This window comes from Ruegeria atlantica (genome assembly GCF_947495585.1).
Taxonomy (GTDB): domain Bacteria; phylum Pseudomonadota; class Alphaproteobacteria; order Rhodobacterales; family Rhodobacteraceae; genus Ruegeria; species Ruegeria atlantica_G.
The window spans coordinates 880,543-892,240 of record NZ_CANLZK010000001.1 but is presented as its reverse complement, the minus strand read 5'-3'; the positions used below and the strand labels follow the sequence as shown (position 1 = coordinate 892,240).

Genomic DNA, 11,698 nt, shown 5'->3' with positions numbered 1-11,698 from the left:
TTTACGTGGATTTACTTGCTTCCTGCCAGCCACGCGGGTCTTTCAGGAAAGCTTCGACACCGTCAAGTGTTTCCTGATCAAAGGCTTTCTGCGCTTTGGCCTCGGCCAGAACATCCCACCATGTGCACAGGTGATGCAATTGGATGCCGTGGTCGCCCAACGTTTTTTCGGTCTCGGGGAAGATGCCATAGTAGAAGATGACCGCCGTGTGCCCGCAAGTGGCACCTGTTTCGCGGATCGCATCCACGAAGGACAGCTTGGACCCGCCATCGGTGGTCAGATCCTCGACCAGCAGCACGCGCTCTCCCTCGCTCATCGCGCCTTCGATACGGGCGTTGCGACCGTATCCTTTGGGCTTTTTGCGGACATAGGTCATCGGCAGCGCCATACGCTCTGCGACCATTGCGGCGAATGGAATGCCCGCAGTCTCACCACCTGCGATATTGTCGAACGCCTCAAAACCCGCTTCGCGCATCACAGTGACGGTCAGGAAATCCATCAGGGTCGACCGGATTCGCGGGTAAGAGATCAGCTTGCGGCAGTCGATGTAAGTCGGGCTGGGTAATCCGCTGGCCAGCGTGAACGGCTCACGCGAATTGAAGTGGACAGCCTTGATCTCCAGCAACATCCGCGCGGTCAGGCGGGCAATCTCGGTGCTGTCGGGGAATGAACTGGGGATCATAACGGTACCTCTGGGCTGAATGGCATTGCGGGCTGATAGCCTGTCCTCAGACCCAGAGTCGAGAGGGGTGTACGCAAAAGAAAAGCGGACCTCACGAAGAGGCCCGCTTTGGCCCTTGCGGGCAAGAGGCAGCCAAGGTGGGCTTAGCTGCTCATGTCATAGGCACGCTCGCCGTGTACCGAAAGATCGAGCCCGTTTGTCTCGGTTTCTGCATCTACGCGAAGCGGGGTGATCAGCGCAACCACCTTGATCAACACAAATGTGACAACTGCCGTAAAGACACCTACGATGACCAGCCCGCCCAACTGCGCGGTCCAGGCACCCAGGCCGAACACAGCGATCATGATGGTGCCAAAGATGCCGCCTACGCCGTGCACCGCGAACACGTCCAGAGTGTCGTCGATGTTCAGCTTGTTACGGATGATGTTCACGGCCTCCTGACACAACACGCCTGCTACGGCACCGATGATCAGCGCCTGAACCGGATCGACATATCCCGAGGCTGGGGTGATAGAGGCCAGACCCGCAATCGTACCTGTAACCAGGCCCACCATCGAGGCTTTGCCGTATTTGATGCGTTCATACAGCGCCCATGTCAGCGAAGCGGTTGCGGCCGAGATATGCGTGACTGTTATCGCCATAGCGGCACCGCCATCTGCCGCCAATTGTGAACCGCCGTTGAAGCCAAACCAGCCAACCCAAAGCATCGCGGCACCGATCATGACGTAGCCAGGGTTGTGTGGCGGGGTTGTGCGGTTGCGGCGCGGGCCAAGGACCACGGCGATGATCAGCGCGGCCAGACCTGCCGTTTCATGCACCACAATGCCACCGGCAAAGTCACGCACGCCGATCTCGCCCAGAATGCCGCCATCGGTCAGAATACCGCCGCCCCAGATCCAGTGAACGACGGGTGCGTAGCACAGCAGCATCCACAAGCCTGAGAAGATCATGACAAACCCGTAACCCACACGCTCGACATAAGCGCCGATGATGAGGGCGGGGGTGATGATTGCAAAGGTCATCTGAAAGGCAAAGAACAGAACCTCGGGCAAGGTGCCCGACAGGCTGTCGACGTCAACTCCGTTCAGGAAGGCTTTGCCCAGACCGCCCCACAGACCCGACCCGCCGTCACCAAATGCGATCGAGTATCCGGCGACCAACCACAGGATGCTCATCAAACAGGCGATTGAGAAGCAGTGCATGAAAACGCTCAGCACGTTGCGGGCGCGCACGAGGCCGCCATAGAACAGGGCGAGGCCCGGCAATGTCATGAATAGGACCAGTGCAGTTGCAACTATGATCCAGGCGGTATCGGCTCCGTTCATCAGCCGGTCTCCTCTGTGGCGTCTTCAGCTTGCGTGGCTGGCGTTGAAGCGGAGAGAGGACGGGGAAAAAAGAGGCGGAGGGCGTTTTTGGCGCCTGTTTTAAGGGCCTTTTGTGAACCGGTGATTAAATGAGCACCAAAATGAGTGGGGTGCTAGATTATTAAGCAATTAACGAAAGGCCGCGTGACAGCAGGTCCAAGGCATGATCACGGGCGGCCAGCCGGACCTTGTCACGCCCCAACGCGCCGAATTCCACGGTTTGGGTTGTCGTCGATTGCCCATCCACCGCCAATCCAAAACACACGCGGCCTTCGGGTTTGAATTCGGATCCGCCAGGGCCTGCGATGCCGGTGATGGACACTGCAAGTTGCGCTTTTGAATTTCTCAACGCGCCATCGGCCATCTGCTGTGCCACTTCTTCGGACACCGCACCATGGGCGTCCAGCGTTTCGACCTGTACACCCAGCATCTGCTGCTTGGCGTCATTGGTGTAGGTGACAAACCCGCGATCCACCACGGCCGAGCTGCCCGGGATATCCGTAAGCGCAGCGGCGACCATGCCGCCGGTGCAGCTTTCAGCTGTCGCGATCATCACGCCATGCGCCTTGGCGCGGTCAAGCAAGGCGGCGACACTCATAGGCCCAGAACACCGTGTGAGATGCCGGCGAGAACCAGAACGCCAATCCCGGCGAAGACGCCGGCGATCACATCATCCAGCATCACGCCCATCGCGTCACCTTTGCGGTCGGCCCAACCGACAGGGCCGGGTTTGGTGATGTCGAATAGGCGAAACAGAAGGAAACCTGCGATCCAGCCGGGCCAAAGGGCTGTGATATCAATTCCATGCGCCCAAGATGGGTAGGAAATGGCCCAAAGCGCGATGAACTGTCCGGCAACTTCGTCGATGACGATTTCGGACGGGTCGTGATCTTCCTGCCCAGCAGTCATCACTTTGGTTGCCCACAGGCCACCGACAAAAACGGCCACAGTGGCGATGACCAACAAGGGAAAACCACCCAACGTATGCAGAACCCAAGCCAGGGGCAGGGCGGCCAGAGATCCCCATGTTCCGGGTGCAGGGCGCAAGTAACCCACCCCGCAAACAGTTCCGATCAAGCGCGCCGCGTTCATGATTTCACCAGACAAGCTGTGGCCAGCGAGGCGATGCCTTCGCTGCGCCCGGTAAAGCCCAGACGTTCAGACGTGGTCGCCTTCACCGAGACCTGATCTGCCCGCAACCCCAAGAGCCGGGCCATTTCCGCGCGCATTGCAGGCGCGTGCGGTCCTATTTTGGGAAACTCGCAAACCAGTGTGCAATCCACATTCGAGATGCTGTACCCCATCTGCCCAGCCAGCTCGACCGCGTGGCGCAGGAAGATCTCGCTTGCCGCGCCTTTCCATTGCGGGTCCGTTGGCGGGAAGTGTTGACCGATATCGCCCTGCGCCAGCGCGCCATAGATTGCATCAGTAACCGCGTGCATGCTGACATCCGCATCCGAATGGCCCTGTAGCCCCCGGTCATGGGGAATTTTGACGCCGCACAGGATTACGTGATCCCCGTCGCCAAAGCGATGCACGTCATAGCCGTTGCCCAGTCTCACATCCATGTCTGTCCCCAATACGCGTTCCGCCCGGGCAAAATCCTCGGGTCTTGTGATTTTGATGTTATCGGCATCGCCTGGCACGATCACCACGTTCATGCCAGCGGCACGGGCGACCTCGACATCGTCCGCCGCGCCGCCAGAATGGGCCGCGTGCGCCGCGACAATCGCGTCATAGCGAAAACCCTGTGGGGTCTGCGCCGCAAAAAGACCCGTCCGGTCCTGCGTTCCGGTCACATCGGCTTCGTCACCGGTCCAGAGCGCATCTGTAACGGCCAGACCGGGTGCTGCAGCCTCATGCTTGGTCAGGGCGGTCAGGACGTCCGCAATAGTCTGGCTGCTTAAGCAGGGGCGGGCGACGTCGTGAATCAGGACATGTTCGATCCCCAGCCCATCTAATGCATCCAGCCCGTTCCGTACCGACCCGGCACGATCGCTGCCACCTTTTGCCAGCAGCAGATCAGAGCCTAAAAACTCATCCCAAGCGTTCTGATCATCCTCGGACAGCACCAGAACAATATGATCAACCTGATGGCGAAACCGGTCGATGGTCCAATCCGCAACTCTGCGTCCGGCCAATGGTCGCCATTGCTTGGGAATGCCGCCTCCGGCGCGCAATCCGCGTCCTGCGGCGACGATGATGGCGGCGGTGGTCATTGGGCGAATTCTCCGATGATTTGAGCGCAGTGTTTAAGCTGCGGTGAATGTAGAGGCAATCACCCGCGTCAAGTTGCTTAAAAAATAGGCAAGTGGTGATTTTGCAAGCTTGTTTCCTGCCGTTTTGTTGTTCATATGCGCCGAATTCGATATCTAAGACGCAACTGCCCAAGGATTAAGCATGTTGACCCTGCACCTCGCCGACAAAACCTTAAATCCGCCGGTCATGCTGGCCCCGATGGCCGGGATCACCGATCGACCATTCCGCGATCTGGTGATGCGGTTTGGCGCGGGCATGGTCGTCAGCGAAATGGTCGCCAGTCAGGAAATGGTGCAGGCCAAACCGGGCGTTCGGGAACGGGCTGAGCTGTCTGCTGACGTTGAAAACACCGCCGTACAACTGGCCGGGCGTGAGGCGCATTGGATGGCCGAGGCTGCGCGTCAGGTGGCCGATCGTGGCGCGCGGGTGATCGACATCAATATGGGCTGCCCCGCAAAGAAAGTGACGAACGGCTATTCCGGTTCGGCGCTGCTTAAGACGCCGGATCACGCGCTGACGCTGATTGAGGCCGTGGTCGAGGCTGTCGACATTCCGGTCACTCTGAAAACTCGTCTGGGCTGGGATGACAACCTGCTGAACGCGCCGGACGTGGCGCGCCGGGCGCAAGGTGCGGGCATCCAACTGGTCACAATCCACGGGCGCACGCGGTGCCAGTTCTACAAAGGACACGCGGACTGGCAAGCGATCCGGGCGGTGAAAGAGTCGGTGTCGATCCCCGTCATCGCGAACGGGGATATCGTAGATACTAATGCAGCGCGCACGGCTTTGGACCAGTCAGGCGCCGACGGTGTGATGGTCGGGCGCGGGGCGCAGGGTAAGCCATGGCTGCTGGCCCAGATGTGCCACGATTTGTATGGCGCACAAGCGCCGGTCATCCCCGTCAATGACGACCTGATCGACATGGTGCGCGGTCATTATGAGGCGATGCTGGACTTTTACGGCACCGATCTGGGTCTGCGCGTGGCACGTAAACATCTGGGCTGGTACATGGATGAGGCCGCGACCCCGGCCACCATGCGCCGTGCGGTTCTGACCTCGCGGGATACCACCGAGGTGCTGCGCCTGTTGGGCGATGCCCTGCACGGCGACGCAGAGGCAGCAGCATGACCTCGGACCAAAACATCTGGGCTTCACTACCGGTTCCGGCTTTCATTATTGATGCCGATGACCGGATCACCGATGTGAATTCCGCCGGAGAGGGGTTCCTGAACGCCTCCCGCAATGCAGTGATCGGTCACCCGGTCTGGGACCAGATCGCCGTGGATGCCCCACTGGAAGAAGCGTTTTTGCGTGCGCGCCAACAGGGCACACCGCTTTTCGTGAATGATGTCGATGTGGGGTCAGGTAATCGGGCGCCGCTGCAATGCGCTTTGCAAATTGCGCCGCTGCTTGGGCATCCGGGGTCGATGATCATGACCATGTCCCCACGCGAACTGGCGGGGCGGATGACGCGGGGCAACACGGTAAAATCTGCTGCGCAATCGGCGATTGGCATGGCCGAAATGCTGGCGCATGAAATCAAGAACCCGTTGGCGGGGATCACCGGGGCCGCGCAGCTTCTAAGCATGAATATCAGCCAACAAGACCTTGAACTTACAGATCTTATCGTTGCTGAAAGCCGCCGAATAGTGAAGCTGTTAGAGCAGGTCGAGCAATTTGGGAACCTGACCCAGCCAGATTTCAAACCAGTCAATGTCCATGACGTTCTGGACCGTGCGCGGCGCTCGGCGCTGTTGGGTTTTGGCGCGCATATGACGATTATCGAAGATTACGACCCCTCGTTGCCGCTGGCCTATGGTGACCCAGATCAACTTTTGCAGGTGGTGTTGAACCTGCTCAAAAATGCGTCTGAGGCGTCCCCCAAAGGCGGGACAATCCGCCTGCGGACGTATTTCGAACATTCCTTCCGCCTGCGCCGCAGCGACGGTTCGGGGCATTCTTTGCCCCTGCAGATCGAAATCATCGACGACGGCCCAGGGCTGCCGGACAAGATCCGCAGCGACATTTTCGATCCGTTTGTGTCGGGCAGGGAAAACGGCACGGGTCTTGGGCTGGCGCTGGTCAGTAAAATCATCTCGGACCACGACGGCTGGATTTTGGCCGAGTCGGTTCCGGGACACACCGTATTCCGCCTGTCCCTCAGACGCGCGCCGCGCGACGCGACCTGAGATGGACAAACGGGCAGAGATAGTAAGGAGAGCACCTGATGGATGGCACAGTACTGGTCGCAGATGACGATCGCACAATTCGAACCGTACTGACTCAGGCCCTGACGCGGGCCGGGTGTAAGGTGCATGCGACATCCTCGCTGACCACTCTGATGCGCTGGGTCGGCGAGGGCAAAGGGGATGTTGTAATCTCGGACGTGGTCATGCCGGATGGCAACGGGCTCGAGATGTTGCCTAAAATCGCACAGGACCGTCCGGGGCTGCCGGTTATCGTGATTTCAGCGCAGAACACGATCATGACCGCCATTCAGGCGGCCGAGGCGGACGCATATGACTATCTTCCCAAGCCTTTTGACCTGCCGGACCTGATGAAGCGGACCGCACGGGCCTTGGAGCAAAAGCAGCGCGTGCAGGCGGATGCGGTCGTACCTGCCGAAGACCGCCCTGAGGAGCTGCCTCTGGTTGGGCGCACTCCGGGGATGCAGGCGCTGTATCGCCTTGTGGCACGTGTGATGAATACCGATCTTTCTGTCATGATTTCCGGTGAAAGTGGCACCGGCAAGTCATTGATAGCGAGGGCTATTCATGATTTTTCGGACCGGCGTACGTTGCCCTTCGTCACTGCGACTGCCGGTGATCTGCGTGACCTAGAAGGGCCTGCGCGCATTATGGCCAGGGTGCGGGGGGGCACCCTGTTGATTGATGAGATCGCTGATATCGAGGACGAGGTTCAAGCACGTATTGTCCGGATGATGGACACGCCCGGCGATCATCTTCCGCGTTTCATGGCGACCAGCCAATCGGATCTGACCGAAGTCATGGAAAGCGGGCGGGTACGTCAGGATCTGTATTATCGACTGTGCGGTGCGACGATCCATGTGCCTGCGCTGCGCGAGCGGGTGGACGATATCACGTTGCTGGTTGATCATTTCCTTGCCCGCGAGGAACGGGAACATGGCACTAAACGCTGGCTCAGCCCCGAGGCGGTAGAACTGGTGCGGCGGTATTCCTGGCCCGGTAATGTGCGACAGTTGGAAAACGCGATCCGACGTTTAAGCCTGACCAGCCGGGCCGAAGAAATATCGAAAGCCGAGGTTGAGATGGTTTTGGGCAATCAGCCCGAAGCGGAACCGATTCTTGGTGACGGCGAAAGGGAGAAACTTTCGGCCTCTATGGCCCGTCATTTGCGTCGCTATTTCGATCTGCACGGCAATTTGTTGCCACCTCCGGGCCTGTATCAGCGCATCCTGCGCGAGGTTGAGGGCCCCTTAATCGAGCAGGCACTGGACGCAACCGGCGGAAATCAGGCGAAATGTGCGGATTTGCTGGGGATCAACAGGAATACGCTGCGCAAAAAAATCACCGATCTCGATATTCAGGTGACACGCCGACGCAAACTGATGTAATATCGCCACACAAAGCGTGGCATCCGGGTGCAAGCCCGGCAACGACCACGAGATATGGCGGTACGCCGCGCAAGCGGCACATCAGGATGAGGGCAGACGGTGGCAACCCGAGCACAGAGCGGGCTGATCCTATCGATTGATCGGTGGCGGAAATCCCGAAAACTGCGCAATTTTAGCACCCTGGGGCTGGTCCTTTTGGGGCCGCTTCTGGCGTTGGCCACGTATCTGGTCATCGGTCCGTTTGATTTGGGTTCGGCAGCGCCCACGCTGCGGCTGATTCTGCTGGCGGATCTGGTCTATGTGCTGGTCGTCGCGGCGTTGGTGTTGGGGCAGGTGTTCAGTCTGATCGCTGCGCGCCGGGCAAAATCTGCCGGGTCTCGTCTGCACCTGCGGTTGATCGGGGCGTTCACCTTGCTGGCCCTGGTACCGACCGTGACCGTCGCGATCTTTGCCGGCCTTACAGTGAATATCGGGCTTGAAGGATGGTTTTCGGATCGGGTCCGTCAGGTTGTCGGATCATCCCTGTCCGCCGCCGAGGCCTATGAGTTTGAGCACCGCAGCGGCCTGACACAGGACGCTATCGTTCTTTCCCGATTCCTCGACAATGCGCGAACGCTGGACTTTTACATCTCGGACGCCGAACTGCGCGAGGTTCTGGCACAGGGGCAATCGCAGATTCAGCGGGGCCTGCGCGAGGCATATGTCATTGATGGCAGTGGCGAAATCAAATCCCGCGGCGACCGGTCCTACCTGTTCAACTATGAACCGCCGACACCGGAACAGATGGTTGAAGCCACCGACAGTGGCCTTCTGATCATTGCCGATTGGCAAAACAACGAGTTCCGCGCGCTGGTGCCGTTGCAGGCTTATCTGGACCGGTATCTGTATGTTAGCCGCGAGGTGGATGGCGAACTGCTGAAATTGCTGGATGACACCAAAGAAACGGTTCAATTCTACCAACAGCTTGAAAGTGAAAGGGGCCGGGTTCTTTTTGAATTCGGGCTCTTGTACTTGGGCTTTGCAGTCATTCTGATCCTTGCCGCGATGTCTTTGGGGATGTGGTTCGCCGAACGCCTGTCGCGCCCGGTTGGCCGTCTGACAACCGCCGCACAAAGGGTCGGCGCCGGGGATCTGAGCGTTCAGGTCATCGAAGAGGCCAGCGATGACGAAATCGCCATGTTAGGTCGTTATTTCAATCAGATGACGCGGCAACTTAAAGGGCAGCGCGAAACGTTGTTGGAAAACACGCGTCAGATCGAACGCCGCCGCCGCCTGTTCGATTCTGTACTGAGCTCGGTGACGTCCGGTGTAGTCGGCGTCGATTCGGATGGATGTGTCACATTCGTAAACCGCTCGGCCGAGCGTCTTCTGGACTGGTCGCGCGGTGAAGAACAACTGGCAATCGGCATCGCGGTTCCCGAATTCCTTCCCTTGTTCGAAAATCTGAAAGCCAGCGGTCAAGAGGCCGTGCAGGGTGAGGTTAAGGTCACGCGTAAGGGGCGGTTGGAAAACTTGCTGGTGCGAATGGCGATCCGGCGCGGCGAAGATGGAGGGCTGGAGGGCTACGTGGTGGCCTTCGATGACGTGACCGATCTGGTCAGTGCACAGCGTATGGCGGCCTGGGGCGATGTGGCCCGCCGTATTGCCCATGAGATCAAGAACCCGCTGACGCCCATCCAGCTTAGCGCGGAACGGATCAAGCGCAAATTCTCGCGCAAACTGGACGAAGAGGATTGCGACAGCCTTGTATCCATGACCGATGTGATCGTGCGGCAAACCAACGATCTGCGGCGGATCGTGGACGAGTTCTCAAAATTCGCGCGAATGCCTGAACCCGATCGGCGTGAGGAAGACGTCGTCGGCTTGGTGCGCGAAGCTGTTCTGTTGCAGCAAGCCGGACAGCCGGATGTGCAGATCGACGCGACCCTACCGGACAAGCCCATCCTAGCGGATGTCGACGCGACGATGTTGAACCAGGCGTTGACAAACTTGATAAAGAACGCGGGTGAGGCCATTGAAACACTTAAGAAAAAAGGTCCCCCGGAAAATTTGAAGCCACAAATCAAAGTGGACATTTCCAACGATGATGCGGGGACGGTCATTACAATAGCGGACAATGGCATTGGGTTGCCCGAAGATCGGGCGCGGTTGTTTGAACCCTATGTAACTACGCGCGACGAGGGCACGGGTCTGGGCCTGCCCATCGTCAAGAAAATCATAGAAGAACATGGCGGAGCGCTGACTTTGGAAGACGCGCCCGTATTCGACGGACAGGACCATTTCGGTGCGATGGCTGTGATCCGTTTGCCAGGGGGCAAAATTTCCCAGACTGCAGCGCCACAAAAGCAGGCAATTCATACTAACAAACTGAAAGCAGGCCAAAGATGAGCGACATTCTGATCGTAGATGACGAACGCGATATTCGCGAACTGGTGTCCGACATTCTGGAGGACGAAGGCTATTCCACCCGGCTGGCGGCAAACTCGGACGAGTGTATGTCGTCGATCAATTCCGAGCCACCGGGACTGTTGATCCTTGATATCTGGCTGAAAGACAGCCGTATGGACGGGATCGATATCCTGAAGTCGGTTAAACGCGACAACCCTGATGTCCCGGTGGTGATCATTTCCGGTCACGGCAACATCGAGATTGCTGTGGCGGCCATCAAGCAGGGCGCTTACGATTTTATCGAAAAGCCCTTTAACATTGATCAGTTGATGGTCGTGATCCGCCGCGCCATGGAGACCTCGCGCTTGCGCCGCGAGAATGCTTCGCTCAAGCGGCGTGAGGTCACCAACTCAGACATGATCGGCAAATCGGCCTCGTTCCGGGCGATGCAGAGCCAGTTGGACAAGGTCACCAAGTCGAACGGCCGCGTGATGTTGAGCGGGCCAGCCGGGTCGGGCAAAGAGATCGCCGCGCGTTACATCCACGCCCATTCCAACCGCGCCAACGCTCCTTTCGTCACCGTTAACTGCGCAGGGATTGAGCCTGAACGCGTCGAAGAGGTGCTATTCGGGCGCGAGTCAACGGAACGCGGGATCGAATCCGGCTTGCTGGAAGAGGCCCATGGCGGGGTGATCTACTTTGATGAAGTGGCCGACATGCCCTTGGGGACGCAATCCAAGATTCTGCGGGTTCTGGTCGACCAGCAATTCCAGCGGGTAGGCGGGTCTGACAAGGTGCGAGTGGATCTGAGGGTCATCTCGTCGACAAATCGCGATCTTGATGCCGAAATCGAAGCCGACCGGTTCCGTGAAGAGCTGTATCACCGCCTGAACGTTGTGCCGATCGCCGTGCCTTCGATGGAGGACCGGCGCGAGGATATTCCGGTTCTGGCGCAGCATTTCATTGAAATGTGCAACGAATCCCAAGGCTTGCCAATTCGCGAGATCTCGGAAGAGGCGGTGGCATTGTTGCAGACCATGACCTGGCCCGGCAATGTGCGTCAGCTGAAGAACCTGATCGAGCGTGTCCTGATCCTGGGCGATGGAACAGGTCCAATCGAAGCCCGCGAATTGCCGACCGAAGAAGAGAAAACCGACGACTCGGGTCGCGTGGTTTTGTCTGGGGCACTGGCAACCCTGCCGCTGCGCGAAGCGCGCGAGGCGTTCGAGCGTGAGTACCTGCTGACCCAGATCAACCGTTTCGGAGGCAATATCAGTCGGACCGCCAGCTTTGTGGGCATGGAGCGCAGCGCGCTGCACCGTAAGCTGAAATCGCTTGGTGTTGTGACCTCGAACAAATCCGGGGCGCGGGTGGCGCAAATCGACGAACCGGAACCGGCGGAATAATCCG

At 58.8% G+C, this 11,698-nt stretch carries 10 protein-coding genes; 5 read left to right on the top strand and 5 right to left on the bottom strand.

Annotated features, from left to right (window positions below):
- Position 1: 1 nt before the first annotated feature.
- From QMP16_RS04335 to QMP16_RS04315, 5 genes are all read right to left on the bottom strand, one after another.
- Positions 2–682, bottom strand: coding sequence for an orotate phosphoribosyltransferase (locus QMP16_RS04335; protein WP_282151347.1), 681 nt, complete (start codon positions 680–682; stop codon positions 2–4).
- A gap of 143 nt (positions 683–825) precedes the next feature.
- Complete coding sequence (locus QMP16_RS04330) at positions 826–2,007, bottom strand: ammonium transporter (RefSeq protein WP_109311760.1); 1,182 nt, start codon at positions 2,005–2,007, stop codon at positions 826–828.
- A gap of 160 nt (positions 2,008–2,167) precedes the next feature.
- Positions 2,168–2,644, bottom strand: coding sequence for a CinA family protein (locus tag QMP16_RS04325; RefSeq protein ID WP_282151346.1), 477 nt, complete (start codon positions 2,642–2,644; stop codon positions 2,168–2,170).
- Entirely contained in the window at positions 2,641–3,138 is a 498-nt protein-coding gene (locus tag QMP16_RS04320; RefSeq protein WP_282151345.1) for a phosphatidylglycerophosphatase A family protein, read from the bottom strand. Before QMP16_RS04320 ends, QMP16_RS04325 begins: the two co-directional genes overlap by 4 nt.
- On the bottom strand, positions 3,135–4,265 hold the full coding sequence (locus QMP16_RS04315; protein ID WP_282151344.1) for a bifunctional 2-C-methyl-D-erythritol 4-phosphate cytidylyltransferase/2-C-methyl-D-erythritol 2,4-cyclodiphosphate synthase: 1,131 nt from the start codon (positions 4,263–4,265) through the stop codon (positions 3,135–3,137). The genes QMP16_RS04320 and QMP16_RS04315 overlap by 4 nt, the downstream gene beginning before the upstream one ends.
- A gap of 181 nt (positions 4,266–4,446) precedes the next feature.
- Here QMP16_RS04315 and dusB point away from each other — a divergent pair, with 181 nt between their 5' ends.
- From dusB to QMP16_RS04290, 5 genes are all read left to right on the top strand, one after another.
- A complete protein-coding gene (gene dusB / locus QMP16_RS04310; RefSeq protein WP_282151343.1) occupies positions 4,447–5,433 on the top strand; it encodes a tRNA dihydrouridine synthase DusB in 987 nt (328 codons plus the stop codon).
- The gene (locus tag QMP16_RS04305) at positions 5,430–6,494 is read left to right on the top strand and encodes a two-component system sensor histidine kinase NtrB (protein ID WP_282151342.1); all 1,065 of its coding nucleotides are present in this window, start codon (positions 5,430–5,432) and stop codon (positions 6,492–6,494) included. Before dusB ends, QMP16_RS04305 begins: the two co-directional genes overlap by 4 nt.
- Before the next feature lie 38 nt (positions 6,495–6,532).
- Entirely contained in the window at positions 6,533–7,900 is a 1,368-nt protein-coding gene (locus QMP16_RS04300; RefSeq protein ID WP_282151341.1) for a response regulator, read from the top strand.
- A 99-nt stretch (positions 7,901–7,999) separates the two neighbouring features.
- On the top strand, positions 8,000–10,288 hold the full coding sequence (locus tag QMP16_RS04295; RefSeq protein ID WP_282151340.1) for a sensor histidine kinase NtrY-like: 2,289 nt from the start codon (positions 8,000–8,002) through the stop codon (positions 10,286–10,288).
- Positions 10,285–11,694 carry a sigma-54-dependent transcriptional regulator gene (locus QMP16_RS04290; RefSeq protein ID WP_108858466.1) on the top strand — a complete coding sequence of 470 codons (1,410 nt, stop codon included), beginning with the start codon at positions 10,285–10,287 and terminating at the stop codon, positions 11,692–11,694. Before QMP16_RS04295 ends, QMP16_RS04290 begins: the two co-directional genes overlap by 4 nt.
- Positions 11,695–11,698 lie beyond the last annotated feature (4 nt).

Coding starts and splice junctions, on each gene's coding strand:
- QMP16_RS04335 (WP_282151347.1), bottom strand. CDS start 682: ATGATCCCCAGTTCATTCCCCGACAGCACCGAGATTGCCCGCCTGACC.
- QMP16_RS04330 (WP_109311760.1), bottom strand. CDS start 2,007: ATGAACGGAGCCGATACCGCCTGGATCATAGTTGCAACTGCACTGGTC.
- QMP16_RS04325 (WP_282151346.1), bottom strand. CDS start 2,644: ATGAGTGTCGCCGCCTTGCTTGACCGCGCCAAGGCGCATGGCGTGATG.
- QMP16_RS04320 (WP_282151345.1), bottom strand. CDS start 3,138: ATGAACGCGGCGCGCTTGATCGGAACTGTTTGCGGGGTGGGTTACTTG.
- QMP16_RS04315 (WP_282151344.1), bottom strand. CDS start 4,265: ATGACCACCGCCGCCATCATCGTCGCCGCAGGACGCGGATTGCGCGCC.
- dusB (WP_282151343.1), top strand. CDS start 4,447: ATGTTGACCCTGCACCTCGCCGACAAAACCTTAAATCCGCCGGTCATG.
- QMP16_RS04305 (WP_282151342.1), top strand. CDS start 5,430: ATGACCTCGGACCAAAACATCTGGGCTTCACTACCGGTTCCGGCTTTC.
- QMP16_RS04300 (WP_282151341.1), top strand. CDS start 6,533: ATGGATGGCACAGTACTGGTCGCAGATGACGATCGCACAATTCGAACC.
- QMP16_RS04290 (WP_108858466.1), top strand. CDS start 10,285: ATGAGCGACATTCTGATCGTAGATGACGAACGCGATATTCGCGAACTG.